At 68.4% G+C, this 25,727-nt stretch carries 20 protein-coding genes and 1 tRNA gene; 15 read left to right on the forward strand and 6 right to left on the reverse strand.

Annotation, left to right across the window (positions count from 1 at the left end):
* The first annotated feature begins 167 nt into the window (after positions 1-167).
* Complete coding sequence (locus NFU04_RS06935) at positions 168-2,093, forward strand: sensor domain-containing diguanylate cyclase (protein WP_309296787.1); 1,926 nt, start codon at positions 168-170, stop codon at positions 2,091-2,093.
* Positions 2,094-2,209: 116 nt separating this feature from the next.
* Here the strand turns inward: NFU04_RS06935 and NFU04_RS06940 are convergent.
* Both NFU04_RS06940 and NFU04_RS06945 read right to left on the reverse strand, forming a co-directional pair.
* Positions 2,210-2,286 (reverse strand) — tRNA-Arg (locus NFU04_RS06940).
* Between the two features lie 35 nt (positions 2,287-2,321).
* Complete coding sequence (locus NFU04_RS06945; RefSeq protein WP_251308786.1) at positions 2,322-4,409, reverse strand: putative bifunctional diguanylate cyclase/phosphodiesterase; 2,088 nt, start codon at positions 4,407-4,409, stop codon at positions 2,322-2,324.
* Positions 4,410-4,571: 162 nt separating this feature from the next.
* Here NFU04_RS06945 and NFU04_RS06950 point away from each other — a divergent pair, with 162 nt between their 5' ends.
* The 3 genes from NFU04_RS06950 to NFU04_RS06960 are packed head-to-tail and all read left to right on the forward strand — an operon-like array spanning position 4,572 to position 7,978.
* Positions 4,572-6,158 carry an amidase gene (locus NFU04_RS06950; RefSeq protein ID WP_285835127.1) on the forward strand — a complete coding sequence of 529 codons (1,587 nt, stop codon included), beginning with the start codon at positions 4,572-4,574 and terminating at the stop codon, positions 6,156-6,158.
* A 33-nt stretch (positions 6,159-6,191) separates the two neighbouring features.
* The gene (locus NFU04_RS06955) at positions 6,192-6,974 is read left to right on the forward strand and encodes a methyltransferase domain-containing protein (protein ID WP_251308787.1); all 783 of its coding nucleotides are present in this window, start codon (positions 6,192-6,194) and stop codon (positions 6,972-6,974) included.
* Between the two features lie 5 nt (positions 6,975-6,979).
* The gene (locus tag NFU04_RS06960; protein WP_251308788.1) at positions 6,980-7,978 is read left to right on the forward strand and encodes a class I SAM-dependent methyltransferase; all 999 of its coding nucleotides are present in this window, start codon (positions 6,980-6,982) and stop codon (positions 7,976-7,978) included.
* On the opposite strand, the gene greB is transcribed toward NFU04_RS06960, so the two are convergent.
* Entirely contained in the window at positions 7,979-8,521 is a 543-nt protein-coding gene (gene greB / locus NFU04_RS06965) for a transcription elongation factor GreB (protein ID WP_198057471.1), read from the reverse strand.
* Between the two features lie 152 nt (positions 8,522-8,673).
* Here greB and NFU04_RS06970 point away from each other — a divergent pair, with 152 nt between their 5' ends.
* The 6 genes from NFU04_RS06970 (at position 8,674) to cysN (ending at position 13,822) form a co-directional block, all read left to right on the forward strand.
* The gene (locus tag NFU04_RS06970) at positions 8,674-9,306 is read left to right on the forward strand and encodes a tetratricopeptide repeat protein (RefSeq protein ID WP_251308789.1); all 633 of its coding nucleotides are present in this window, start codon (positions 8,674-8,676) and stop codon (positions 9,304-9,306) included.
* An 81-nt stretch (positions 9,307-9,387) separates the two neighbouring features.
* On the forward strand, positions 9,388-10,029 hold the full coding sequence (locus NFU04_RS06975) for an NUDIX domain-containing protein (protein ID WP_251308790.1): 642 nt from the start codon (positions 9,388-9,390) through the stop codon (positions 10,027-10,029).
* A 4-nt stretch (positions 10,030-10,033) separates the two neighbouring features.
* Positions 10,034-10,480 carry a DUF1249 domain-containing protein gene (locus NFU04_RS06980; protein WP_251308791.1) on the forward strand — a complete coding sequence of 149 codons (447 nt, stop codon included), beginning with the start codon at positions 10,034-10,036 and terminating at the stop codon, positions 10,478-10,480.
* Positions 10,480-11,214: a metallophosphoesterase gene (locus NFU04_RS06985; RefSeq protein WP_251308792.1), complete on the forward strand. Its 735-nt coding sequence runs from the start codon at positions 10,480-10,482 to the stop codon at positions 11,212-11,214. Before NFU04_RS06980 ends, NFU04_RS06985 begins: the two co-directional genes overlap by 1 nt.
* A 220-nt stretch (positions 11,215-11,434) precedes the next feature.
* The gene (gene cysD / locus NFU04_RS06990) at positions 11,435-12,346 is read left to right on the forward strand and encodes a sulfate adenylyltransferase subunit CysD (protein ID WP_251308793.1); all 912 of its coding nucleotides are present in this window, start codon (positions 11,435-11,437) and stop codon (positions 12,344-12,346) included.
* A 51-nt stretch (positions 12,347-12,397) separates the two neighbouring features.
* Positions 12,398-13,822, forward strand: a complete 1,425-nt coding sequence (gene cysN / locus NFU04_RS06995; protein WP_251308794.1) for a sulfate adenylyltransferase subunit CysN — start codon at positions 12,398-12,400, stop codon at positions 13,820-13,822.
* A 123-nt stretch (positions 13,823-13,945) separates the two neighbouring features.
* Here cysN and cmoB read toward each other — a convergent pair whose 3' ends face one another.
* Genes cmoB through cmoA form a run of 3 tightly spaced genes read right to left on the reverse strand, consistent with a single transcriptional unit; the run spans position 13,946 to position 17,113 of the window.
* On the reverse strand, positions 13,946-14,932 hold the full coding sequence (gene cmoB, locus NFU04_RS07000) for a tRNA 5-methoxyuridine(34)/uridine 5-oxyacetic acid(34) synthase CmoB (protein WP_251308795.1): 987 nt from the start codon (positions 14,930-14,932) through the stop codon (positions 13,946-13,948).
* A 7-nt stretch (positions 14,933-14,939) separates the two neighbouring features.
* Positions 14,940-16,343: a phospholipase D-like domain-containing protein gene (locus NFU04_RS07005; protein ID WP_251308796.1), complete on the reverse strand. Its 1,404-nt coding sequence runs from the start codon at positions 16,341-16,343 to the stop codon at positions 14,940-14,942.
* 29 nt (positions 16,344-16,372) lie between these two features.
* Positions 16,373-17,113 (reverse strand): carboxy-S-adenosyl-L-methionine synthase CmoA, encoded by a 741-nt coding sequence (gene cmoA, locus NFU04_RS07010; RefSeq protein WP_251308797.1) that lies wholly within the window; start codon positions 17,111-17,113, stop codon positions 16,373-16,375.
* Between the two features lie 276 nt (positions 17,114-17,389).
* Here cmoA and pgi point away from each other — a divergent pair, with 276 nt between their 5' ends.
* From pgi to serB, 5 genes are all read left to right on the forward strand, one after another.
* Positions 17,390-19,069, forward strand: a complete 1,680-nt coding sequence (gene pgi, locus NFU04_RS07015; RefSeq protein ID WP_251308798.1) for a glucose-6-phosphate isomerase — start codon at positions 17,390-17,392, stop codon at positions 19,067-19,069.
* Between the two features lie 43 nt (positions 19,070-19,112).
* Positions 19,113-19,793, forward strand: coding sequence for a YqiA/YcfP family alpha/beta fold hydrolase (locus tag NFU04_RS07020; RefSeq protein ID WP_251308799.1), 681 nt, complete (start codon positions 19,113-19,115; stop codon positions 19,791-19,793).
* Positions 19,794-19,807: 14 nt separating this feature from the next.
* Positions 19,808-21,688 (forward strand): DNA topoisomerase IV subunit B, encoded by a 1,881-nt coding sequence (gene parE, locus NFU04_RS07025; RefSeq protein WP_251308800.1) that lies wholly within the window; start codon positions 19,808-19,810, stop codon positions 21,686-21,688.
* Positions 21,689-21,838: 150 nt separating this feature from the next.
* Complete coding sequence (gene parC / locus NFU04_RS07030; protein ID WP_251308801.1) at positions 21,839-24,100, forward strand: DNA topoisomerase IV subunit A; 2,262 nt, start codon at positions 21,839-21,841, stop codon at positions 24,098-24,100.
* Positions 24,101-24,226: 126 nt separating this feature from the next.
* Positions 24,227-25,447 (forward strand): phosphoserine phosphatase SerB, encoded by a 1,221-nt coding sequence (gene serB / locus NFU04_RS07035; RefSeq protein WP_251308802.1) that lies wholly within the window; start codon positions 24,227-24,229, stop codon positions 25,445-25,447.
* Positions 25,448-25,727 lie beyond the last annotated feature (280 nt).

Consider the following 25,727-nt stretch of genomic DNA (forward strand, 5'->3'; position numbering starts at 1 on the left):
GGGTGAAGGGCGGGGTGAGACCTCGGTGGCTAGGGTGTAGGCTGGGAAGCGATTCGTGCTAAAGGAGAGATCGCCGGCGGGCGATATAGCAACTGGACCTGGTATAAGGAAAAGGGATGCGATTGAAATGGCGTTGGGGGAGCTGCCTCGGGTCTCTAAAGGGGCGTTTGCTGCTGGGGCTGGCCGCTACCTGGCTGGTGGTGCTGCTGGGCGTGCTGACCTTCGGCTGGCTGCTGGGGCGTGACCTGGTCCAGGAGCTCAACGGCACCCATCTGCGCTATGAGGCGCGGTTGATCGCCGATGACCTCTCCGCCGAGATCGACAAGCGCCTCTCGGCACTGGCGCGTCTGGCGCCCTTGCTGGAGAGTGAGGCGCGGACTCCCGAGGCGATACGCGCCGAGCTCCACCACAATGATTCCCTGCTGGCCTGGTTCGATGGCTTGGTAGTGACTGATGACGAGGGGCAAATTATCGCCGATTGGCCGGTGGTCGCCGGTCGCGTCGGCCTGGACGCCAGCATTCGCGATTTCTTTCGACTGCCGCTTCGGCTGAGGCGCCCGCATATCAGCGAGCCTTTCGAGGGGCGTGCCAGCGGCGATTTATTGGTGGTGATCAGCCTGCCCCTCGAGGACGAGCAGGGGAACTTCCTCGGCGTGCTGGGGGGGGTGGTCAATCTCAACCAAGGGAGCCTGTTCGATCGGTTGCGGCGGATCCGCCTGGGCGATCATGGCTTCGCCGTCGTGGCCACCGCCTCGGGAACCATCCTCTATCATCCCGATGACGCCCTGATCATGCAGTCGGTGCCGCGGCCCGAGGTATCCCCCTGGGCCGGCCTGGCCCTGGATGGCTGGGAGGGTATCGCCTATGCGCCGCTCTTGAACGAGGAGATGTCGCTGCAGGCCTACCGGCAGATCTGGGCGGCCAACTGGGTGGTGGGCATCTTCCTGCCGCAGAGCGAGATGGAGTCGGCGCTGCAGGCGTTGATTCGTCGGCTGGGCTGGGGTGGGCTGATCGCCGTGCTGGTCATGCTGCCCCTGCTGGTGTGGCGGATAGGACGAGTCCTGGCGCCCCTGCAGCAGCTGGAACGACAGATCGATGCGGTGGGGCTGGGAGAGCGAGATCGAGTGAGTCTGGATACTCGCCTGAAGGAGCTCAAGCGGGTAGCGGCGACCTTCAATCGGGTCGAGCGGGAACGCTCGGCCGCCCACGCTACCCTGCAGGAGCGCCAGGCCTTCCTCGATGCGGTCCTGGGGTCGACTCCTACGGGCATCTTCGTCACTGCTCCCGACGGCCGGACCACCTATATGAATCCGGCGTTACGTGCCCTGATCGGGCAGGGTGTCGGCGAGGTGGGCCAATGGCATATCAATCTGCACCCCGAGGAGCGTCGGGACGCCCTGGACCTGTGGCATCACACCCTGAACAGTGGCGAGGAGTTCCTGCGTCAGTGCCGTTTCCGCCAGGCCGACGGCAGCGTGCTGTGGCTGGAAGTGCATGCCACGGCGGTCACGGTGGAGTCGCGACGGCTGGGGTTCGTGGGCATGGTCAAGGACATCACCGAGCGTCGCGAGATCGAGGCCCAGCAGCGCTGGGAGGCCGAGCATGATCCCCTGACCGGACTGCTCAACCGGCGTGGCTTCGAGCGCTGCCTCGAGGAAGCCTGGGACGACTGGTGCCATCAGTCCCGGCCCTCGGCGCTGATTCTCTTCGATCTGGACCACTTCAAGCCGATCAACGACGAAGGCGGCCATGCCCTGGGTGACGAACTGCTCCGCCGGCTCGCCGAGGCGCTCAAGGCCCAGGTGCGCCGCAGCGACCAGGTGGCGCGGCTGGGGGGCGACGAGTTCGCCATCCTGATGCCCGGCTGTGCCCCGGAGCAGGCTTTACCGGTGGCCGAGGGGTTGCGTCGGGCCGCCGCCGAGGTGTCGGTGGAGAAGGAAGGGCGTCGCTATGGCATTACCCTGAGCCTCGGCGTGGCGGGGTTCGAGTCCGGCGATGTCGGCGTCGATGCGGCTCTGAGGCGAGCCGATGCGGCCAGCTACCGGGCCAAGCGACTGGGCCGTGATGGCGTGCAGGTGGCGGTGCTGGACTAACTCGGCTCGGGGCAGCGGCTATCGCCGCGGGTGTCCATTGGGTGTCCGCTGGGCAACTCGGCATTCAATGGCAGGGGAAGGAGGGGCGAGAAAGCGCCCTAACATGCGGGTCGGCGTGGCGCCCCCTGAAGGATTCGAACCTTCGACCTATCCCTTAGGAGGGGATTGCTCTATCCAGCTGAGCTAAGGGGGCGAGCCGCGAGGATTATACGGATCCGCGGCGGGGAGTTAAACCCGGCAGGCGCGGCTTTCCCCCTTGAGCGGATAGCGGGGGGGCGTGTCGGGGGCCAGGTAGCGCTTGACGATCTCGCTCTCCGCCATGGGACGGCCGATATGAAAGCCCTGGGCCAGGTCGCAACCCAGCAGGCGCAGGGCCTCCAGCTGCCCCTCGTTCTCGATGCCTTCGGCCAGTACCTGCAGGCCCATGGCGTGGCCCATGCGAATGATGCCGCTGACGAATTGCCGACGATCTTCCCGGGCTTCCACGTGGCGCGTCACGGTGCGGTCGACCTTGAGGGTGTTCAGCGGCAGCTGGCTGACATAGGTGATCGAGGAGATCCCCGAGCCGAAGTCATCCAGGGCCACCTGGGCCCCCAGGTTGCGGGTCTCCTGGAGCAGGCCGCAGGCCAGGTCCAGGTCATGGAAGTGGGTCGACTCCAGAACCTCGGCCACCAGGAAGGGGCGGCTCAGGTCGTGGCGGTGACGCGATGAAGCCAGCGACTCGACGATGGCGCCGGTCTCGATCTGATCCTGGGAGAGATTGACGCCGATGGCGATCTCGTGGCCCTCGACATGGAAGCGCTTGGCCACCCGGGCCGCCTCGTCGATCAGCCAGCGGCCATAGGGCAGGCTCAGCGACGACTGGGTGATCACGTCCATGAAGTGCTGGGGACCGAGCACGCCTTTCTCCGGGTGACGCCAGCGGGCCAGGGCCTCGAAGCCGATGATGCGCTGGCGATGGATCGACAGGATCGGCTGGAAGAAGAGCTCGATCTGGCCCGCTTCGAAGGCCGTCTTGATCAGGGTGTAGGCGTCCTGTCCCGCGCCTCGCTGGTCCAGGGCATCGGCATGGGCCAGGCGGTTCTTGCCCTGCTGCTTGGCGTCGTACATGGCGGCATCGGCGGCATCCAGCAACTGGGCGGCGCTGGTCTCGTGACTCGAGGTAAAGGCGATGCCCACCGAGACCGAGACCCTGACCAGCTCGCCGTTGTCGAGCTGGTAGGGGCGGATGATATCGGCCATCACCTTCTCGGCGACCTTGGCGGCCTTGTCGGCGGTGCCCAGGCCGGTGAGGGCGATGACGAACTCGTCGCCGCCGAAGCGGGCGGTCAGGTCGTTGGCGCGCATCAGATGCTTGAGGCGGCGGCTGATCTCGATCAGCAGCTCGTCGCCGCAGGCGTGGCCGAAGCCGTCGTTGATCGGCTTGAAGTCGTCCAGGTCGAGAAACAGCACCGCCAGGCCGCTCTGGGTGTACTCCAGGCTGGCCAGCTGACTCTCCAGCAGGGTATTGAAGTGCTCGCGGTTGAACAGCCCGGTGAGGGGGTCGTAGCTGGCCATGCGCTCGAGGCGCGCCTGGTTGAGGCGGCGCTGGGTGATGTCGCGAAAAATGCCGATATAGTTGGCGATACGACCGCTCTCGTCGCGAATCGCCGAGATGGTGGTGTTTTCGATCAGCTGGCTGCCGTCCTTGCGGGTGTTCCAGATGTCGCCGCTCCAGTAGCCGCGGTTCTCCACCGCGGCAAACATGCTCTCGTAGAAGCCGGAGTCGTGCTTGCCGGAGGAGAGCAGGTTGGGCTTCTTGCCCAGGGCCTCCTCACGGCTGTAGCCGGTCAGTTCGCTGAAGGCTGGATTGGTGTCGATAATGCGCTTGTCGGCATCGGTGACCAGGATGCCGTCATGGGTATTGTTGAAGACCGCCTGAGCCAGCTCCAGGCGATTCTGGTGCGCCTCGCGCTGGCTGACATCGCGATGAATCCCGATCAGGTAGCGACGCCCATCCCCCAGGCAGAAGCGCGACAGGCTCAGCTCGTTGTGGAAGAGTTCCCCATCGCGGCGCCGGCAGGGCAGGGTCAGGGTGAAGGGACGCCCATCGCGCAGCGCGTCCATCAAGGCCTGGCGGTGCGTCGCCTCCAGCGCCTCGGAGTCCAGCAGCGGGCAGCCACTGCCCAGCAGTTCCTCCCGGGCATAGCCGGTCAGGCGCTCGAAGGCGTGATTGACATAGGCCAGCCTGCCGCCGAGGGTGTCGCCCTCGCTGATGCAGATCGCCAGGCTGGGGAAGTCGAGCAGCGTGCCGAGGTCGCCGTGGAATGGGCTCAAGAGGTCTCTCCCTGGGTGATGCAAAGGCCTGAGTCGGGGGTAAGGTGTTATCGGCGGTATGCCATTGTGGCTTTAATGTTATCGGACGTTTTTTTGATAACGACTTGAACCTTTAGTCTATTTGATCATGCTGATGGTTCGGGGGGAGGCAAGGGAAGGGCAATGAAGGATCATGAGTACCGTCGTCATGACGGCCTGGGGCTGGCGGCCCTGATACGCAGCGGCGAGGTCAGCCGCGAGGAGGTCGTCGAGGCGGCCTGTACCGCCATCGACCTGGACAACCCTCAACTGGGCGCCGTGGTGCGTCGACGCTACGAGCGCGGGCGGGCCGAGGCCGCCGAGGTGGAGCCCCGTTCGCCCTTCGCCGGGGTCCCCTTCCTGACCAAGGACCTGTTGATGGGGCTGGCGGACGAGCCGCTGAGCTTCGGCAGTGCCGCCCTGGCCGACTGGTGCCCCGCGGCGGATGCCACCCTGGTCAAGCGCTTTCGCCAGGCCGGCCTGGTGATCCTCGGCCAGAGCGGCTGCCCGGAGCTGGGGTTGATGGGCATCACCGAGCCCAAGGCCTTTCCCCATCCGGCCAATCCCTGGGGGCGCGACTATTCGCCCGGCGGCTCCAGCGGTGGTGCCGCCGCCGCGGTGGCGGCGGGTCTGGTGCCCCTGGCGGGGGCCGGCGATGGCGGCGGCTCGATCCGCATTCCCGCCAGCCAGTGCGGTCTCTTCGGCCTCAAGCCGTCCCGTGGCCGGGTGCCGTTGGGGCCCGCCCATGGCGAGGTATGGCAGGGAGCCGTGGTCGAGCATGCCCTGACCCGCAGCGTCCGCGACAGCGCCGCCCTGCTGGATGCCACCAACGGCATGGATGAGGGTGGCCCCTATCCGGTGCGCCACGAGAGCGGCTTCCTGGCGGCCCTGGAGCGTGCTCCCGAGCCGTTGACCATCGCCGTGTCCCTGGGCGAGCCACTCGGTACGCCCCTCGGCGCGACCCTGCATCCCGAGGTGCGCAAGGCGCTGGAGGTCGCGGCACGGCGCTGCGAGGCCCTGGGCCATCATGTGGAGTGGTGCGACCCGCCGGTGGATGGCGGGGCCCTGGCCCACAGCTACCTGACGCTCTATCTAGGGCACCTGAGCGCCGACCTGGCATGGGTCGCCGAGCAGACCGGCATCCGGGAGTCGCGGCTGGCGATCGAGCCGGCCACCCGCGCCATCGCGCGACTCGGCCGTCACCTCAAGGCGTGCGACTATGAGCTGGCCAAGCGCCACTGGAACACCCTGGGGCGCGCCATGGGGGCCTTTCATCGCCGCTTCGACCTGCTCCTGATGCCGGTGCTCAGCGCCCCGCCGCCGCGCCGCGGCAGCCTCTACCCGAGCCGCTGGCGGGAGGCGCTGATGCGTCTGCTGGCGCTGCCCGGCGCCTCTGCCCTGGCCCTCAAGGCGGGCGGGCTCGACGCCCTGGCCCAGGAATCGCTGCGCTACTCGCCCTTTACCCAGTTGGCCAACCTGACCGGCCAGCCGGCCATGTCGCTGCCCTTGCATATCACACCGCAGGGCCTGCCGGTGGGGGTGCAGTGCCTGGGACCCATGGGCAGCGAGCGGCGCCTGCTGCAATTCGCCGCCCAACTGGAGCGGGAGGTGAACTGGGCGGCACGCTTGCCCCTGGAGGTACGACGCGAGCCGCGCCCCGAGGTCGATTCGGCGAGGGCAGGCAGTTTTCGTCCAGAGTCCAAGGTTCGCCGCGAGCCGCACAGCGGATAGAATGGTCGCCCCTTGACCTCAGGAATTGCCCCCTTGCCCAGCGACGCGCCCCTCTCCGTTCATGGCGATCGCCACTTCGAGGGCCTGGCAGAGAAGTTCTCCGCCGCGCTCTACGGCTCGCCCCGCGGCGCCCTGCGCCTGGCGCTGCTCGATCACTGCCTGCCCCGCCAGCTCGAGCTCGACGGCCAGCCGCTGCTCGACGTGGGCGGCGGCCTGGGCCAGATGGCCGCCTGGTTCGTCGCCCGCGGCCATGAGGTGACCCTGGCCGAACCCGCCGAGGAAATGCTGGCCCGGGCCCGGGAATCCCTGGCCGGGCAGTCGGTGCGCTTCCTGCACGAACCCCTGCAGCGCCTGCCCGAGGCGGCCCCGGGGCCCTGGCCGCTGATCGTCTGTCATGCGGTACTCGAGTGGCTGGCCGACCCCGAGGCGGCCCTGGCCACCCTGGCGGGCCTGCTGGCCCCCGGCGGCCAGCTCTCGCTGATGATCTTCAACCGCGACGCCCTGCGCTTCTCCAATGTGGTCAAGGGCAACCTGGAGAAGGCCCTGGCGGATCGCCTGGAGGGCACCGGCCGGCGCCAGCGCCTGACCCCCATCTCGCCGCTGACCCACGATCAGATCGCCACCTGGGCCGAGGCCCTGGGGCTCGAGATCCGTGCCGTGGCGGGGATTCGCGTCTTCCAGGACTACCTGCGCGAGCGCCATCCCGACGAAGCACAACTGGAGCAGCTGCTGGCGCTGGAGCGGCGCTACTGCGACGTCGAGCCCCACTGGCGCCTGGGGCGTTACCTGCTCTACACCCTGCACAAACCCGAGTGACCGCCATGCCCGCCGAGACCCCCGTCTGCCAACTCCTCGAACGCCAGGAGCAGGACCACCGCCACTGGCTCTGGGTGGCCCCGCCCCGGGACGCCTGGTTGTCCCCGCCGGATAGCGCCCTGCTGAGTGGCGATGCCGCCCAGTCGGCCGACTGGCAGGCCCGGGGCGGCGTGGTTCACGCCCCCTTCGCCACGACATCCCTGGGCGAGGTGCCGGGGGCGGTGCTGTTCTGGCCCAAGAGCCATGCCCTGGGGGAGTGGTGGCTGCTGTCGCTCTGCCAGCGCCTGCCCGAGGGCACGCCGCTGTGGCTGGTGGGGGAGAACAATGGCGGCATCAAGCGGGTGCTCAAGGTGCTGGCGGCCCTGGGGCTGGGCTGTCGCAAGCGCGACAGCGCCCGCCGTTGCAGCCTCTTCGAGACCCGGGTGGGGCGGGTGGCCCTGGACCCGGCCCTGGCCTGGCAGACCCTCGAGGCCGAGGGGCTGACCCTGCACAGTCATCCGGGGGTCTTCGGCCATGGCAAGCTGGACGACGGCACCCGGCTGCTGCTGGAGACCCTGGCGCCGCGCCTGCCCGAGGGCCCCTTCCGCGCCCTGGACATGGGCTGCGGCGACGGCATCCTGGCCTGCTGGCTGGCCCGTCGCGGGGCCCGGGTCAGCGCCACCGATATCAATGCCTTCGCGGTGGAGGCGACCCGGCGCAGCCTGGCCGCCAACGACCTGGCCGGCGAGGTGGTGGCCGGGGACGTCTATTCGGGGCTGCCCGAGGGGGCGCGCTTCGAGCGCATCATCAGCAACCCGCCCTTCCATCAGGAGCGGGCCATCGACTATGGCCCGGCGGGGCGGCTGATCCGCGAGGCGCCGGAACGTCTCACGCCCGGCGGCGAGCTGTGGCTGGTGGCCAATGCCTTCCTGCCCTATCCCGACCTGCTCGAGGCGAGCTTCGGCGGCTTCGAGATCCTCGCCGACGACCGCCGCTTCCGGGTCTATCGGGCCATCAAGCGCTGACTATTTCGTGCCCGGCTCTCGGTAACGGATCTCGGTAATCAGATAGGTGGTCTCGCCGCCGGGGGCGGCCACCGTCACCTCGTCATCCTCCTCCTTGCCCAGCAGCGCCTTGGCCAGGGGCGCGTCGATGCTGATCCAGCGCTTGGCGGTATCGGTCTCGTCGTGGCCGACGATACGCAGGGTCATCTCCTCGCCGTCGTCATCCTCCAGGGTAACGAAGGCGCCGAAGTAGACCCGGGAGGTGTCCGCCGGCAGGCGGTCCACCACCTGCAGCTCGTCGAGGCGCTTGGTCAGGTAGCGAATCCGCGCGATCACCCGGTTGAGTTCCTTCTTGTTGTAGGTGTAGTCGGCGTTCTCGCTGCGATCGCCCAGTGCCGCCGCCTCGCCCACCTTGGCCGACAGGGCCGGGCGCTTGACCCGCGAGAGGTGGTCGAGGATGCCGCGCAGGCGCTCGGCGCCCTCGGCGGTGATCAGGTGGCTCTTGGGCTCCTGACGCGGGTCCTTGGCCGGATCGCGCCAGCGGGTCATATTGCGACCTTTCATGAGGTTCTCCATTGGCTGTTGCTGGGACCTTACTGCGCCGTGGGAGCCGCGCCAAGGGACGGCTACGACTTTGGTGGGCTGGGGTGTAATTCAAACGTTCGTTAGAGTGCCCGGTGGCACCACCGTCACAATAACAAGCAAGGAGCCCGATCATGTCCCAGCGTTTTGTCTTCCCCGCCCTGGCCCTGGGCATCAGCCTCGTTTTCTCGCCGCTGGCCCTCGCCCAGCAGCAGGAGGTCGCCGAGCTGCGACGGCAGTGGGAGCGGATCACCACCCAGCCTGGTGAGCAGGGCGATGCCCTGGCGGCCCTGGCCGAGCGAGCCGAGACCCTGGTGGGGCAGTACCCCGAGGCCGCCGAGTTGCTGACCTGGCAGGGCATTATCCTCGCCTCCGAGGCCCGCGAGCGCGGCGGCCTGGGCGCCCTGAGCCGGGCCCGTGGCGCCCGGGAGGCCCTGGAGCGGGCCGTCGAGCTCGACCCCCGGGGCCTCAACGGCTCCGCCTATGTGACCCTGGGGGCGCTCTACGATCGGGTGCCCGGGGGACTGATCGGCTTCGGCGATGACGACACCGCCGAGGCGATGTTCCGGCGGGCCCTGGCGATTCGTCCCCAGGGCATCGACGTCAACTTCTACTATGCCGAGTTCCTCGTCGAGTCGGGACGCCGGGACGAGGCCATGGCACACGCCCGCCGTGCCCTGGAGGGCGAGGCGCGCGCCGAGCGCCAGGCCTCCGACGAGGCACTGCGCACCCAGGCCCGGGCCCTGCTGCGCCGCCTCGAGGGCTAGGAGAGGGCTGGGGGGAGAGAGGCGGTTGGCATCGCCGCCCCATGACCGGATAATGGCCCCTTCGTTGACCCCGGAGGTGTCATGGCCGATACCGGCGACCGATCCTTGACCCTGCTCAGGCCGCGCTTCGGCAAGACGGATGTGGAGCGCCTGGAGACCACCCGCCTGCACCAGGGCTTCTTCCGCCTGGAAGAGCGCACCCTGCGCCACCGCCTCTTCCAGGGGGGCTGGAGCCCTGCCATCAAGCGCGAGGTGCATGTGCGCCGGGATGCCGTGGGGGTGCTGCCCTACGACGTGGAGCGTGATCGCGTGGTGCTGGTGGAGCAGCTGCGCGCCGGCGCCCTGGAGGACCCCCAGGGCCCCTGGAAGCTGGAGCCGATCGCCGGCCTGGTGGAGGCGGGGGAGGCCCCCGCCGAGGTGGCCCGCCGCGAGGCCCTCGAGGAGGCGGGTTGCCGCCTCGACGAGCTGATCGAGCTGCATACCTATTACCCCAGCCCCGGCGCTTGTGATGAGCGGGTCACCCTCTACCTGGGACTGACCGACAGCCGCGGCCTCGGCGGCGTGCATGGCCTGGCCAGCGAGCACGAGGATATCCAGGTTCATGTGCTACCCTTCGGCGAGGCCTGGGAACTCCTCGAGGCCGGACGACTCGACAACGCCATGTGCCTGATCGCCTTCCACTGGTTGGCACGGCAGCGGGCCGCATTGCGAGCACGGAGGTAACGCCATGGCAAGAGCCGCCTATGTATCCGATCTCAAGGGACTGCAGGCCGAGTGCAGCATCAACTACCTGCGCCTGTCGCGGCTGGTCGGAGAGCTTGGCCCCGGCGAGACCCGCGAGATCGCCCTGCGCGGTCGCGAACAGCGCTTCGGCTCCCTGTGGCTGGAACTGGTCGAGGAGGCGCCCTATACCAGCCGCCTGCGGGTCTCCCAGAGCGGCATCATGGATGCCTTCGTCGAGCCGCCGCGCATGCTGGTGCACCTCTACCACGATGTGCGCATGGCCGAGGTCACCGACTTCCAGCGCCAGCGCCACTTCCACGGGCGCTATCGCTACCCCAATGCCCGCATGCATCAGCCCGACGAGAAGCTGCAGATCAACCGCTTCCTCGGCGAATGGCTGGAGCATGCCCTGGCCCACGGTCACTCCCTGGATCTGCCGGAGCTGAATTGATGCGTCTGGTGCAAGTCACCGATTGTCACCTGCATGCCGACCCCGAGGCCCGCTCCCGGGCCGGCGTGCCCCTGCGTCAGCTGCAACGGGTGCTGGAACACGCCCGGCGGCTGCGCCCCGACCTGCTGCTGGTTACCGGCGATGTCAGCCAGGACGAGACTCCCGCCTCCTATCGCCATGCCGCCGAGGCCTTCTCCGCCATGGAGTGCCCCTGGTTCTGGTTGCCCGGCAACCACGATCATGGCGACTTCATGACCGAGGTTCGCGACTTCCATGACGAACTCGACCTGGGTGCCTGGCGGCTGCTGCTCCTCGATACCCGGGTGCTGGGGCGGCCCCATGGCGAGCTGGGGACCGAGCGCCTCGCGGACCTGGCCGGCAGCCTGACCCTGGACGAGCGCCCGACCCTGGTGGCCATGCACCATCCGCCCCTGGCCATCGGTTCCGCCTGGATGGACGCCATCGGCCTGGCCGACGGCGAGGCGTTCTGGGAGACCCTGGCGCCGCATCCTCAGGTCAAGGCGGTGCTCTGCGGGCATATCCACCAGGCCTTCGCCGGGGCGCGGCACCTGCCCGAGGGGGAGGTGGCGGTCTATGGCACCCCCGCCACCACCGATCAGTTCCTCGGCGGCTCCCCCGAGTTCGCCATCGACCAGGCCTCGCGGCCCGGCTACCGGGTGATCGACCTGGATGGCGAACGGTTGACCACCTGGGTGGAGCGGGTCGACCTCTGAGGCTTGCGCCCTTTATTCCTTTGTGGGCTAAAAAGATAGTTCTTAATTCTTTGACGTTATTGTTGCGCCCTCAGTACCCTAGCTGGCATGACGCTGCCATGGCGCGTCCGCGGGCGCTTTTCCGGTCGATCGACCGCTAGCGCTCGGCGTTGACCGGCGCCACTGGCAGCCCACCCACGGCGATGCGCCGTCCCAGGTTACAAGAGGTTGCCAAGCCGCGATGCTTTCTCCCGAGCGACAGACCCATCTCAAGCAACTCGAAGCCGAGTCGATCCATATCATCCGTGAAGTGGCCGCCGAGTTCTCCAACCCGGTGATGCTCTACTCCATCGGCAAGGACTCCTCGGTGATGCTGCATCTGGCGCGCAAGGCCTTCTATCCCGGCACGCCTCCCTTCCCCTTGATGCACATCAATACCACCTGGAAGTTCAAGGAGATGATCGAGTTCCGCGACCGCATGGCCGCGGAGGCCGATATGGAGCTGATCGAGTACATCAACGAGGAGGGGCGGGCGGCCAATATCAACCCCTTCGATCACGGCAGCGCCAAGTACACCGATACCATGAAGACCCAGGCCCTCAAGCAGGCCCTGGACAAGTACGGCTTCGACGCCGCCTTCGGCGGCGCCCGCCGCGACGAGGAGGCCAGCCGCGCCAAGGAGCGGGTCTACTCCTTCCGCGACAAGTTCCACCGCTGGGATCCCAAGAACCAGCGCCCGGAGCTGTGGAGCCTGTTCAACGGCAAGATCAACAAGGGCGAGTCGATCCGCGTCTTCCCGCTTTCCAACTGGACCGAGCTGGATATCTGGCAGTACATCTACCTGGAGCAGATTCCCATCGTGCCCCTCTACTACGCCGCGCCGCGTCCGGTGGTGGAGCGTGACGGCATGCAGATCATGGTCGACGACGAACGCCTGCCCCTGGCGCCGGGCGAGGTGCCCGAGGAGAAGTGGGTGCGCTTCCGGACCCTGGGTTGCTACCCCCTCACCGGCGCCGTCGAGTCCCAGGCCGCGACCCTGCCGGAGATCATCCAGGAGATGCTGCTGACCCGCACCTCCGAGCGCAGCGGCCGCGCCATCGACCACGACCAGGCCGGTTCTATGGAGAAGAAGAAGCGCGAAGGCTACTTCTAACGACGCGCCGGCGGTTCATCGGGTCACCAGCTTCCAGTAAAGGGTTTGAAGATGTCACATCAATCGGCACTGATCGCGGACGATATCGAACAGTATCTCCACGAGCACGAGAACAAGGATCTGCTGCGCTTTATCACCTGCGGCAGCGTGGATGACGGCAAGTCGACGCTGATCGGCCGGCTGCTCCACGACTCCAAGATGATCTACGAGGATCAGCTGGCGGCCATCACCCAGGCCTCCAAGACCAGCGGCACCACCGGCGAGGAGGTGGACCTGGCGCTGCTGGTGGATGGCCTGCAGTCGGAGCGCGAGCAGGGCATCACCATCGATGTGGCCTATCGCTTCTTCTCCACCGACAAGCGCAAGTTCATCATCGCCGACACCCCGGGGCACGAGCAGTACACCCGTAACATGGCCACCGGGGCCTCCACCGCCAGTCTCGCCATCATCCTGATCGATGCCCGTTACGGGGTGCAGACCCAGACCCGGCGCCACAGCTTTATCGCCGACCTGCTGGGCATCCAGCACCTGGTGGTGGCGATCAACAAGATGGACCTGGTGGACTTCGCCGAGCAGCGCTTCCACGAGATCGTCGCCGAGTACCAGCAGGTGGCCGAGAAGCTGAATGCCCGGGATATTCGCTTCGTGCCGATCTCGGCGCTCAAGGGCGACAACGTGGTCAACCAGAGCGAAGCGATGCCCTGGTACGACGGCCCGGCGCTGCTCGAGCTGCTCGAGGGCGTGGAGGTCTCCCGGGACCAGAACCTCACCGACCTGCGCCTGCCGGTGCAGTACGTCAATCGTCCCAACCTGGACTTCCGCGGCTACTGCGGCACCCTGGCCGCCGGCATCCTGCGCCCCGGCCAGGCCATTCAGGTGCTGCCCTCCGGCAAGCGCTCCACGGTGGCGCGCATCGTCACCCAGGATGGCGACCTGGAGGTGGCCTATCCCGGCCAGGCGATCACCGTGACCCTGGAGGACGAGATCGATATCTCCCGGGGCGACTGGATCGTCGCCGCCGATGCCGAGGTGCCCGGCTCCAACGTCTTCGAGGCGGACATCGTGTGGATGCACGAGGACGCCCTGACCCCGGGCCGCCTCTACGACTTCAAGCTGGCCACCCGGGACCTCTCCGGCCAGGTCAGCGCCATCGACTACCAGGTGGACGTCAATACCCTGGAGCACCACCAGGCGGAGCGCCTGGAGCTCAATACCATCGCCCGCTGCCAGGTGGAACTCACCGCCGAGGTGCCGGTGGACGACTATCGCCGCAGTCCGGGCACCGGCAGCTTCGTGGTGATCGATCGCCTGAGCAATGTCACCGTGGGTGCCGGCATGGTGCGCGGCCTGGGACAGGCCCGTCAGAGCCGGCCCGGCCAGGTGGACTGGGCCGCCTTCGAGCAGGATCTCAACGCCCTGGTGCGCAAGCACTTCCCGCACTGGGAAGCCAAGGATATTCGCGACCTGCTCGGCTAAGTCGCCGCCGAGCGAATCCGGCACGAAGCGACGCCCCCGACGGTGAGAGCCGGCGGGGGCGTCTGTGTGTCGGGGCTTCGACGATCGGCGTGAACCACGCCCCGGTCTACTCCCATCGGGCGGCTACGACGGGCGATTGGCGATGATGACCGCCCGGCGCGGGGCCGGGTAGCCCTCCCGGGTCTTGGTCGGGTCGTCCGGGTCGAGGAAGTCGGCCAGGGACTGGAAGGTCATCCAGTCGGTGGCGCGCTGCTCCTCGGTGGTGGTGATCGCCTCGTCCACCACCCGCACATTGTCGAAGCCGCAGCGCGCGAGCCAGTGACACAGGGCCTGCGAGGAGGGCAGGAAGTAGACATTGGGCATGGCGGCGTAGCGTTCGCCGGGCAGCAGCACCGTGGTCTCGTCGCCCTCCACCACCAGGGTCTCCAACACCAGTTCGCCCCCCGGGCGCAGGCATGCCTTGAGCTTGTGCAGGTGCTCCAGGGGCGAGGGGCGGTGGTAGAGCACGCCCATGGAGAAGACCGTATCGAACCACTGCAGGTCGTCGGGGACCGCCTCGATGCCCACCGGCAGGAAGTGGGTGCGGTGGGTGTCCCGGTCGCCGACGAAGTGGCGTACCGCCTGGAACTGGTAATAGAAGCGCGGCGAGGGGTCGATCACCAGCACGAAGGAGGCGCCGGCCCCGGCCATGCGCCAGCCGTGGTAGCCACTGCCGCCGCCCACGTCGAGCACCCGGCGCCCGGCCAGGTCGGCCAGGTGCGGGGCCAGGCGCTGCCACTTCCAGTCGGAGCGCCATTCGGTGTCGATGGTGATGCCGCCGAGCCGGTAGGGGCCCTTGCGCCAGGGGGCGAGTTTCCTCAGCAGGTTCTCGCACTGGCGGCGCTGGCTGTCGCCGAGGGCCACTTCGACGCTGACGGTGTCGGCGTCCAGGCAGGCCTCGCGGGCCTCGGGGAGCGGCGGCAGCTTGGCCACGGCCTTCTCCCAGGCCGGCAGGTCGCCGTAACGCTTGCGGTCGAGGCCCTGGGCCAGCTGTTCCGGCAGGCGAGCCAGCCAGGTCTCCAGGCCCTGATCGAGGAAGGCGCGGTAGAGATCGCGATGGGGGTTGTTCATGGGGTCCTTAAAAAGTGCACCAGCCGCTGGCCTCCATCAGCCGGTAGCGCCAGTAGCGCCAGGCCGTGGCGTCGTCCCGGGCCGGGAAGGGGCGGCTATGGGTTTCTCCGTGGCGATTATGCCAGTAGCGTAGGAAGCTTGCCCGGGCCCGGCGGATCACCGGATGGTCCGCCGGCGCCTGCAGCTGGATATTGGCCTCGAAGTTGTTGTCCTCGAGGCTGCGTCGGCTGAGGTTGGCGGAGCCCAGCAGCAGGGTGGCGTGGCTCCCGGGACGCTGATGGAGCAGCCACTTGCCATGGCCCTGGGACTCGGCGTCGCCATACCAGCGGATGGCCAGGCCCCGGCGGGCCAGCTCCCGGGCCGCCGCTCGGTTGGGCAGGCCGGGACTGGTGCGGCCGAAGTGGCGGTCGTTGGGGTCCAGCAGCAGGCGGATCGCCACGCCGCGCCGCCGGGCGGCCAGCAGGGCGTGGATCACCCGGCGGTGGGCCAGGTAGTAGGCACATACCCAGAGGCGGTCGCCGGGGCGGGCCTCGGCGAGCAGCGTCAGCAGGGTGTCGCGGATGGCGCCCTCGGTCAGCAGACGCAGTCGCGGCAGGATCGCAGGAGCGTCGGAGGGTGGGGCCGGGCAGGGCGGCAGCCAGGCGAGGCCGGAGCGCCGTGCCAGGGTCAGCTCACTATGCAGCAGGTCGAGCGCCGCGGGGCCGCTCAGGCTCAGGGCGGCGTTGCGGTAGTCGCGGCTCGCCTCGTCGGCATTGGCCGAGCCCACCACCGCCCGCCAGCCGTCGCCCTCGTCCACCACCAGGGTCTTGCGATGGTCGGCGTTGAGGTTGAGCAGCGCCAGGTAGCTGCGCAGGGAGACCCGTCCCGGCCCCAGGGGATCGGGCAGCCAGCCACCCCCGGGCGAGTTGCCCAGAGGCCGAAACAGTCCCCGCCAGAGTGCCGACCAACTCGGGTTGGGATCGCGTCCCGGGGTCAGGTCGCAACTGACGACGCGGATGCCGGCGCGACGCAGGCGTTCCAGCTGAGGCGCCTCGCGGCCGCCATAGCGGTGATTGATGGGGTCCACCAGGACCACCGCCTCCAGGGCCGGGAGGCGGGCCTTGCGCTGGATCAGCGCCTGGCAGAGGCGGTGCCCCAGGGGGCCGTTATCGAGCAGGAAGAGGTCGATCACCACCAGGCGGCGAGCCTGGGCGATCAGGCGATGCCATTCGGCGAAGATAGCCTGGCGGCGCCGGTGTCGACCCGAGGCATCCGCATAGGTCTCGTCGAGCAGCAGGCGCGGGGCATCGGCGCTCCGCCAGGGCCCCACCACATGCAGGCCCGGCGGCAGCGGCTTGCGGCTGTGCCACCAGGCGGTGGTCAGCCAGGCGCCGCCGAGGGCCAGCAGCAGGGCGAGCAGGGTCGGCGACATGGCCAGCCTCCCGGCCCCGCCGGCGCCGGCTACTCCTTGAAGGCGATCAGCGAGGCGAAGTTGAGGAACTGGAACCAGGTCAGGCTGCGGGAGAAGCCGGCCTGGGCCAGGCGCGCATGGTGCGCTTCCAGGGTGTCGGGGATCAGCACATTCTCGAGCGCCGTACGCTTCTGGCTGATCTCCAGGTCACTGTAGCCGTTGGCGCGCTTGAAGTCGTGGTAACGCTCCACCAGCCAGGCGTTCTCCTGCTCGTCGGCGGCCTTGATCTTCTCGGAGAGGATCAGCACCCCGCCGGGTTCCAGGGCCTCATGGAGGCGGCGCATCAGGGCGTCGCGATCCTCGGGCGGCAGGAACTGCAGGGTGAAGTTGAGCAGGATCATGCCCGCGGGCCGGTAGTCGAGGGTGCGAATGTCACCCTCCTCCACCGTCATGGCATGCTCGGGGCACTCGCCGCTCAGGGTCTCCCGGGCCCGGCTCACCATGGCCGGGGAGAGGTCCACCCCGGTGTAGTCGAAGGCCGCCGGCGGCAATCGCCCGGCCAGGGCCAGGCCGGCGGCCCCCAGGGAGCAGCCCAGGTCGTAGACCCGGGCGCCGTGGCGCAGGTGGCGCTCGGCGAGCACCCCCAGCATGCCGAGAATCTGGCCGTAGCCCGGCACCGAGCGGCGAATCATGTCGGGAAAACAGGCGACCACCTGCTCGTCGAAGGAGAAGCGCGCGACCCGGTCCAGGGGTGTGGAAAAGATCGCGTCACGGTAAGATGCGTCACTCATGGCATGGTGGGCCCGGGGGAAATACGGCCATTCTACTGCGTGTCGCGGGATGACACGACCCCGGCGAAATCCGATGATGGACTCCACCAGGCGTTAAGGCCCGGGACTATCCTGGGAGCAGGCAACTTCGCGAAGACGCTGTCACCCCCTCCCTGGGCGCTCGGCATTCTCGTCCTTGATAATGACGCTTCGCTGCGGCCTGCTCCCCGCGCCCCTGGCCAGCTCAGTGGCAGTGCCCCCAGGCAAGCGTACCTGCAGCCGTTCAAGGAGAGAGTTATGCCGTCAGCGTCACCCCTGTCCCGGCGTCCCGCCTGGCGGGCCCTGGTTGCCCACCGCGAGGCCCTGGGGGAGGTGCATCTCAAGACGCTGTTCGCCGAGCAGCCCGGCCGCCACCGGGCCTTTACCCGCAGCGCCGCGGGGCTGACCCTGGACCTGGCCAAGCAGCGCTGGACGCCCGAGACCCGGGAGCTGTTGCTGGCCCTGGCCCGGGAGGCCGACGTGCCCCGGGCCATCGGCCGGCTGCTGGATGGCGAGCGGGTCAATATCAGCGAGGATCGCCCGGCCCTGCATACCGCCCTGCGCCTGCCGGAATCGGCCTCCCTGGTGGTGGAGGGCGAGGACCTGGTGCCGGCGGTGCATCGCACCCTGGCGCGCATGGAAGCCATGGTGACCAGGCTGCATGCGGGCCAGTGGCGGGGCGCCACCGGCAAGCCGATCCGCGACGTGGTCAACCTGGGAGTGGGCGGCTCCGACCTGGGGCCCTTGATGGTGACCCATGCCCTGGCCGATTTCCGCGCCGAGGGGAGTCAGGCGCTGGAGGTGCACTTCGCCTCCACCATGGACGGCTCTCAATTGGCCGACTACCTGGGACGCCTCAATCCCGAGACCACCCTGTTCGTGCTCTCGTCGAAGTCCTTTACCACCATCGATACCCTCTCCAATGCCCGCACCGCCCGGGACTGGCTGTTGGCGCGGCTCGCCGGCGAGCGTGTCGGCATGCCGGCGGCGCTGGTCATGCGCCAGCACTTTATCGGCGTCTCGGCCAGTCCCGAGAAGATGCGCGATTGGGGCATCGATGACGCGCATCAGCTGGAGTTCTGGGAATGGGTCGGCGGACGCTACTCGCTATGGGGAGCCATCGGCCTGCCCATCGCCCTGGTGGTGGGCATGGATCACTTCCGGGAGCTGCTGGCCGGGGCTCACGCCATGGATCGCCACTTCCGCGAGGCGGAGCTCGCCGACAACCTGCCGGTATTGCTGGCCCTGGCGGGGATCTGGAACGTCAACTTCCTGGATATCCGTGCCCACTCCATCCTTCCCTATGATGGCCGCCTGGAGTACTTCGCCGCCTACCTCGAGCAGCTGGAGATGGAGTCCAACGGCAAGTCGGTGACCCACGACGGCCGCCAGCTGGACTACGCCACCTGCCCGGTGCTCTGGGGCCAACTGGGGCCCAATGCCCAGCACGCCTTCTATCAGCTGCTGCACCAGGGTACCCAGGCGGTGGTCTGCGACTTTATCGCGCCGCTGCGTCGCTATGACGAGGTGGCGGACGCCGCCACCCGGGCCCACCTCAAGGAGCAGCACCGCCTGACCCTGGCCAACTGCTTCGCCCAGTCCCGGGTGCTGATGCTCGGCGACGAGGCCCTGGCGGATGGCGACGCCCAGCCCAGCCACAAGCGCTACCGGGGCAACCAGCCCTCCACCACCCTGCTGCTGGAGCGCCTGACCCCGGCCACCCTGGGGGCGCTGATCGCCCTCTACGAACACAAGGTCTATGTCCAGGCGGTGATCTGGGATATCAACCCCTTCGACCAGTGGGGGGTGGAGCTGGGCAAGCGCATCGCCGGCGAGACCGAGCGGATCCTCGCCGGCCACCGCGGCCAGGAGGCCATGGACGACTCCAGCCGCGGGCTGATCGAGGCCTTCTGGGCCGCCGAGACGGAAGTACCGTGAGGCGTCTTTACTGGGTGCTGGTTATCCATCCAGGGGTTGCGGTATGCTAAGCGTGCCGCGCGGCGGTGAGCCGGCTTCGGGCCTGCTCTATCTGCATGGTTTCAATAGCGGCCTGGGCTCCCCCAAGCTGCGCCTGATGGTACGCGCCTGCGAGGCCCTGGGCCTGGCCTGCGCCGCCCCCCAGCTGCCCCATCGCCCCGAGGCGGCGCTGGCTTTGGCCGAGGAGGCGCTCCCGGCGCTGGGGCCCAGGCCGCTGCTGGTGGGCAGCTCCCTGGGAGGCTTCCTGGCCAGTTGCCTGGCCGAGCGACACGGCCAGGCGGCGGTACTGATCAACCCGGCGGTGCGGCCGGCGGCGCTGATGGCCGACTGGGTCGGCGAGGACTTCGTCAACGACCATAGCGGCGAGGCCTTTCGCCTCACGGCGGCCCACCGGGAGGCGCTGTCGGCCATGACCCCCGAGCGGCTGAGCCCCGAGCGCTACCTGCTGCTGCTGGGCACCGCCGACGAGGCCCTGGATTGCCGCGAGGCCTTCGTCGCCTACCGCGGCGCCGCCACCCTGCTGCATCCCGGCGGCGATCACGCCTTCACGGCGCTGGCCGATTACCTGCCGGCGATCTTTGCCTGGGGCGGCCATCGCCTGACCCCGCCCCAGGCGGCGAGTCTCGCCAAGGCGTTGGAGCGGGAAGCGCCGTCCGGCGATACCATGGGCATCGATAACGACTAGCGACCGGAACATTTATGACGCAATACAGTGCCAGCTCCATCGAGGTACTCTCCGGACTCGAGCCGGTGCGCAAGCGCCCCGGCATGTACACCGACACCAGTCGCCCCAACCACCTGGCCCAGGAGGTCATCGACAACAGCGTCGACGAGGCCCTGGCCGGCCATGCCCGGGAGATCAGCGTGCGTCTCGGCGAGGATGGGCGCATCGAGGTGGCCGACGACGGTCGCGGCATGCCCATCGATATCCATCCCGAGCATGGCGTCTCCGGGGTCGAGCTGATCCTCACCAAGCTGCACTCCGGCGGCAAGTTCTCCGACTCCAGCTACCGCTTCTCCGGCGGCCTGCACGGGGTCGGGGTCTCGGTGGTCAATGCGCTCTCCACGCGCCTGGAGGTAGAGGTGTGCCGGGACGGCAGCCGCCACGCCATCGCCTTCGAACGGGGCGAGAAGGTCGCCGAGCTCGCCGTGATCGGCAGCTGCGCCAAGCGCACCACCGGCACCCTGGTGCGCTTCTGGCCCGAGGCGAGCTACTTCGATAGCCCCAGGCTGGCGCTGGGGCGGTTGAAACACCTGCTGCGGGCCAAGGCGGTGCTCTGCCCGGGACTCAGGATCACCCTGGTGGAGCCCGACGGCACCGAGAGCGCCTGGCAGTACGAGGATGGCCTGCGCGACTACCTGGCCCAGTCCACCGACGGCTATGAGGTGTTGCCCCAGGCGCCCTTCGTGGGCCACTTCGCCGATGATGACCAGGCGGTGGACTGGGCGGTGCAGTGGCTGCCGGAGGGCGGCGAATCGCTCCAGGAGAGCTACGTCAACCTGATTCCCACCCCCCTGGGCGGCACCCATGTCAACGGCCTGCGCTCGGGGCTGCTCGAGGCGCTGCGCGAGTTCTGCGACTACCGCAGCCTCCTGCCCCGGGGCGTCAAGCTGACCGCCGACGACCTCTGGGAGCGGGTCGCCTTCGTGCTCTCGGTGAAGATGCTCGATCCCCAGTTCGCCGGTCAGACCAAGGAGCGCCTCTCCTCGCGCACCGTGGCGGGCTTCGTCTCCGGGGTGGTCAAGGACGCCTTCTCGCTATGGCTCAACCACCATGTCGACCAGGCCGAGGCCCTGGCGGAGCTGGTGATCAGCGCCGCCCAGCGGCGCCAGAAGAGCGCCAAGAAAGTGGCCCGCAAGAAGGTCACCTCGGGGCCGGCACTGCCCGGCAAGCTGGCGGACTGCTCCGGCCAGGACCCCGCCACCAGCGAGCTGTTCCTGGTGGAGGGCGACTCCGCCGGCGGCAGCGCCAAGCAGGCCCGGGATCGCGAGACCCAGGCGATCCTGCCGCTGCGCGGCAAGATCCTCAATACCTGGGAGGTGGATAGCCACGATATCTACGGCTCCCAGGAGGTCCACGACATCGCCGTGGCCATCGGCCTCGACCCGGGCAGTGACGACCTCTCCAAGCTGCGCTACCACAAGGTGTGCATCCTCGCCGACGCCGACTCCGACGGCCTGCATATCGCCACCCTGTTGTGCGCGCTCTTCGTGCGTCACTTCCCGGCCCTGGTGGACGCCGGCCACGTCTATGTGGCCATGCCGCCCCTCTACCGCATCGACCTGGGCAAGGAGGTCTACTACGCCCTGGACGAGAGCGAGAAGGCGGCGACCCTGCGCAAGCTGGAGGGCAAGCGCGGCACGCCCAACGTCCAGCGCTTCAAGGGCCTGGGCGAGATGAGTCCCCTGCAGCTGCGGGAGACCACCATGGCCCGGGATACCCGGCGCCTGGTGCAGCTGACCCGGGACGACGGCGACGGCACCCTGGAGATGATGGACATGTTGCTGGCCAAGAAGCGTGCCGCCGACCGCAAGAGCTGGCTCGAGGACTACGGCAACCTCGCCGATATCGAAGTCTGACCCGGCTTCGCCGGGAGCTTGAAGCCGGAAGCCGGAAGCTTGAAGAACCCCCGGCTGCCCTGGGGTGACTTCCCGCTTTCAGCTCAGCGCCGAGGTTGAAGGGGGCACCGCCCTCGACGATTCCACAAGTGTGAACAAGGCCACCGTGCTATGACCATGGATATCCAGGTGGCGGAGGGCGACGTCGAACGCCTTTCGCTGCGCGAATATACCGAGAAGGCGTACCTCGACTACTCGATGTACGTCATCCTCGACCGGGCGCTGCCGCATATCGGCGACGGCATGAAGCCGGTGCAGCGGCGCATCGTCTACGCCATGCGCGAGCTTTCGCTCTCCGCCAACGCCAAGTACAAGAAGTCGGCGCGCACCGTCGGCGACGTGCTGGGCAAGTTCCATCCTCATGGCGACAGCGCCTGCTACGAGGCGATGGTGCTGATGGCCCAGCCGTTCAGCTACCGCTACCCGCTGGTGGACGGCCAGGGCAACTGGGGCAGCCCCGACGATCCCAAGTCGTTCGCCGCCATGCGCTACACCGAGGCGCGGCTCTCCAGGTTCAGCGAGGTGCTGCTCTCGGAGCTGGGCCAGGGCACCGTCGACTGGACCCCCAACTTCGATGGCACCATGAACGAGCCGGTGGTGCTGCCGGCGCGGCTGCCCCATGTGCTGCTCAACGGCGGCACCGGCATCGCCGTGGGCATGGCCACCGATATTCCGCCCCATAACGTCTCTGAGGTGGTCGAGGCCACCTGCCATCTGTTGCGCCATCCCGAGGCCACCACCAGCGAGCTGATCGAACACCTGCCGGCGCCGGACTTTCCCAGCGCCGCCGAGATCATCACCCCCCGGGCGGACCTCAGGAAGCTCTACGAGAGCGGCCGCGGCTCGGTGAAGCTGCGCGGGCGTTACGTCCTGGAAGAGGGCCGGGTGGTGGTCACCGCCTTGCCCTACCAGGTGAGCGGCGCCAAGGTGCTCGAGCAGATCGCCGCCCAGATGCAGGCCAAGAAGCTGCCCATGGTCGCCGACCTGCGCGACGAGTCGACCCATGAGGAGCCCACCCGCCTGGTGATCGAACCGCGCTCCAATCGGGTCGATATCGAGGCGCTGATGGCGCACCTGTTCGCCACCACCGACCTGGAGAAGAATATCCGGGTCAACCTCAATGTCATCGGCCTCGACGGCCGGCCCCGGGTGATGCCGCTGCCGGAGCTGCTCGGCGAATGGCTGCGCTTCCGCCGCACCACGGTGCGCCGGCGCCTGGAGCATCGCCTGGGTAAGGTGGAGGAACGCCTGCACCTGCTCGAGGGCCTGCTGATCGCCTACCTCAATATCGACGAGGTGATCCGCATCATCCGCGAGGAGGACGAGCCCAAGCCGGCCCTGATCGAGGCCTTCGGCCTCTCGGAGCGCCAGGCCGAGGCGATCCTCGAGCTGCGCCTGCGCCACCTGGCCAAGCTCGAGGAGATGAAGATCCGCGGCGAGCAGGACGAGCTGAGCAAGGAGCGCAAGCGCCTCCAGGCGCTGCTCGGCAGCGAGGCCAAGCTCACCGACCTGATCGAGCGGGAGCTGCGCGAGGCGGCCAAGGAGCACGGCGATGCGCGGCGCTCGCCGCTGGTCGAGCGCCAGGAAGCCAAGGCGCTCTCCGAGGTGGAGCTGATGGGCGCCGACCCCATCACCGTGGTGCTCTCCGAGAAGGGCTGGATCCGCGCCGCCAAGGGGCACGAGATCGACCCCGAGGGCCTGGCCTTCAAGGCCGGCGACCGCTTCCTGCTGGCGGCCCGGGGCAAGACCAACCAGCCCCTGGTGCTGCTCGACGACACCGGTCGCGCCTATACCCTGGCCGCCCATAACCTGCCCAGCGCCCGCAGCCAGGGCGAGCCGGTCACCGGCCGGGTCAACGTGGCCGCCGGCGCCCATATGGCGGGGCTGATGCTGGCCCCGCCCGAGGCCCGCTTCCTGCTGGCCTCCGACGGCGGCTATGGTTTCGTGGCGCGCCTGGCTGACCTGACCGGCAAGAACAAGGCCGGCAAGGCGGCCCTGAGCCTGCCCAAGGGCTGTGCGGTGCTGCCGCCGCGGCCTATCCCCGAGGGCGACAAGGTGCGGGTAGCGGTGGTCTCCAACGAGGGGCGCCTGCTGGTCTTCCCCCTGGAGCAGCTACCGGAGATGGCCAAGGGCAAGGGCAACAAGATGCTCGATATTCCCGGGGCCCGGGCGGCACGCCGCGAGGAGCTGGTGCGGGATATCGCCCTGCTGGCCGAGGGCGATGCCCTGGTGATCCTCTCCGGCAAGCGTCACCTGACCCTCAAGGCGGCGGATCTCGACTACTATGCGGGCGAACGCGGCCGGCGCGGCAGCAAGCTGCCCCGGGGCTTCCAGAAGGTGGATAAACTCGAGAGCTTGAAGCCGGAAGCCTGACGTTCCCCGGCTACGCCGGGAGCTTGCAGAGCGGCGCTTCGCGCCTGGAAGCTTGAAGAAAAAGCGGCTTGGTGCCGGGAGTGGGCAAGGGGCCCCTTCCGGCTTCCCGTTAAGACTGGGGTTAACATGACACGACGAGTATTGATTCGCGCCACCGGGGCGGCGCGTCCCGGCCAACTGGCCGGCCTGGGCAAGGCGCTGGCCCGCAGCGGGGCGCGATTGCTGGATATCAACCAGAGCGTGACCTTCGGCATGCTCTCCCTGGAGGCCCTGGTGGGCCTCGACCACGAGAGCGACCTGGAGGCCCTGCTGGGGGAGGCCGGGGACGAGCTGGGCCTGGATGTCCAGGCGATCCAGGTCGGCGCCGAGGACTACCAGCGCTGGAGCAGCCATGCCAGCCAGCCGCGGCTGATCCTGACCCTGCTGGCGCCGCACCTGCCGGCGGGCATCCTCGCCGAGGTGGGGGCGCTCACCGCCGAGCACGGCCTGACCGTGGAGTTGATTCACCGCCTCTCCGGCCGCGAGCCCCTGGACGGCGGCGTGCCCGTCGAGCATGACGTTATCCAGGGCGCCTGCGTGGAGTGCTGGCTGCGCGGCGAGGAGGTCGACCTCGACGCCCTGCGCGAGAAGGCCCTGGCGCTGGGCGCCATGCATGGCGTCGATATCGCCATCCAGGAGGACTCCATCTGGCGCCGCCACCGCCGCCTGGTCTGCTTCGATATGGATTCCACCCTGATCCAGGCCGAGGTGATCGACGAGCTGGCCCGCCGCCACGGGGTCTACGACGAGGTGGCCGAGGTCACCGAGCGGGCCATGCGCGGCGAGCTGGACTTCCAGCAGAGCTTCCGAGAGCGGATGGCGAAGCTCCAGGGACTCGACGAGTCGGTGCTCGCCGAGATCGCCGAGGAGCTGCCGTTGATGGACGGCGTCGAGCGGCTGATGACCCAGCTCAAGCGCCTGGGCTACCGCACGGCGATTCTCTCCGGGGGCTTCACCTACTTCGCCCGCCATCTGCAGCAGAAGCTCGGCTTCGACGAGATCCATGCCAACGAGCTGGTGATCGAGAATGGCAAGGTCACCGGCGAGGTCAGGGAGCCGATCCTCGACGCCGACCGCAAGGCGCTGTTGCTGCGCGAGATCGCCGAGCGGGAGGGGCTGACCCTGGAGCAGACCATCGCCGTGGGCGATGGCGCCAACGACCTCAAGATGCTGGCCACCGCGGGACTCGGCATCGCCTTCCGCGCCAAGCCGCTGGTGCGCGCCCAGGCCAACCACTCCATCTCCACCCTGGGGCTGGATGCGGTGCTCTATCTAATCGGCTATCGCCAGGGGGACCTGGAGAAGTAAAGGGAGCGATCGGGGGCTGGCGGCATGCGACATCTAATCGGCTATCGCCAGGGGGACCTGGAGAAGTAATCCGTCACCAATCAGATAAGGAGTCGTGACAGCACTGGGTGATAGGCACGGGGCTACCCTGGGGACAGGCGCCCGGCGGCCGGACCCTCGCAAAGACGCTGTGAACCCCTCCCTGGGCGCTCGACTTTTTCGTCCATGAAAAAGACGCTTTGCTCCGGTCTGTCCCCAGCGCCCCTTGTTTTGGCGACCCAAATAGCCTTGCCGGCTAAGG

It is taken from the genome of Halomonas sp. NCCP-2165, assembly GCF_023708045.1.
Classification (GTDB): Bacteria; Pseudomonadota; Gammaproteobacteria; order Pseudomonadales; family Halomonadaceae; genus Bisbaumannia; species Bisbaumannia pacifica.

What these genes read in the sequence shown, in the direction of transcription:
- NFU04_RS06950 (WP_285835127.1), top strand. Translation starts at nt 4,572, where the DNA reads ATGAAGGATCATGAGTACCGTCGTCATGACGGCCTGGGGCTGGCGGCC.
- NFU04_RS07005 (WP_251308796.1), bottom strand. Translation starts at nt 16,343, where the DNA reads ATGTCGCCGACCCTGCTCGCCCTGCTGCTGGCCCTCGGCGGCGCCTGG.
- NFU04_RS06960 (WP_251308788.1), top strand. Translation starts at nt 6,980, where the DNA reads ATGCCCGCCGAGACCCCCGTCTGCCAACTCCTCGAACGCCAGGAGCAG.
- cmoB (WP_251308795.1), bottom strand. Translation starts at nt 14,932, where the DNA reads ATGAACAACCCCCATCGCGATCTCTACCGCGCCTTCCTCGATCAGGGC.
- pgi (WP_251308798.1), top strand. Translation starts at nt 17,390, where the DNA reads ATGCCGTCAGCGTCACCCCTGTCCCGGCGTCCCGCCTGGCGGGCCCTG.
- NFU04_RS06970 (WP_251308789.1), top strand. Translation starts at nt 8,674, where the DNA reads ATGTCCCAGCGTTTTGTCTTCCCCGCCCTGGCCCTGGGCATCAGCCTC.
- serB (WP_251308802.1), top strand. Translation starts at nt 24,227, where the DNA reads ATGACACGACGAGTATTGATTCGCGCCACCGGGGCGGCGCGTCCCGGC.
- cmoA (WP_251308797.1), bottom strand. Translation starts at nt 17,113, where the DNA reads ATGAGTGACGCATCTTACCGTGACGCGATCTTTTCCACACCCCTGGAC.
- parE (WP_251308800.1), top strand. Translation starts at nt 19,808, where the DNA reads ATGACGCAATACAGTGCCAGCTCCATCGAGGTACTCTCCGGACTCGAG.
- parC (WP_251308801.1), top strand. Translation starts at nt 21,839, where the DNA reads ATGACCATGGATATCCAGGTGGCGGAGGGCGACGTCGAACGCCTTTCG.
- NFU04_RS06975 (WP_251308790.1), top strand. Translation starts at nt 9,388, where the DNA reads ATGGCCGATACCGGCGACCGATCCTTGACCCTGCTCAGGCCGCGCTTC.
- NFU04_RS07020 (WP_251308799.1), top strand. Translation starts at nt 19,113, where the DNA reads ATGCTAAGCGTGCCGCGCGGCGGTGAGCCGGCTTCGGGCCTGCTCTAT.
- cysN (WP_251308794.1), top strand. Translation starts at nt 12,398, where the DNA reads ATGTCACATCAATCGGCACTGATCGCGGACGATATCGAACAGTATCTC.
- cysD (WP_251308793.1), top strand. Translation starts at nt 11,435, where the DNA reads ATGCTTTCTCCCGAGCGACAGACCCATCTCAAGCAACTCGAAGCCGAG.
- NFU04_RS06985 (WP_251308792.1), top strand. Translation starts at nt 10,480, where the DNA reads ATGCGTCTGGTGCAAGTCACCGATTGTCACCTGCATGCCGACCCCGAG.
- NFU04_RS06980 (WP_251308791.1), top strand. Translation starts at nt 10,034, where the DNA reads ATGGCAAGAGCCGCCTATGTATCCGATCTCAAGGGACTGCAGGCCGAG.
- greB (WP_198057471.1), bottom strand. Translation starts at nt 8,521, where the DNA reads ATGAAAGGTCGCAATATGACCCGCTGGCGCGATCCGGCCAAGGACCCG.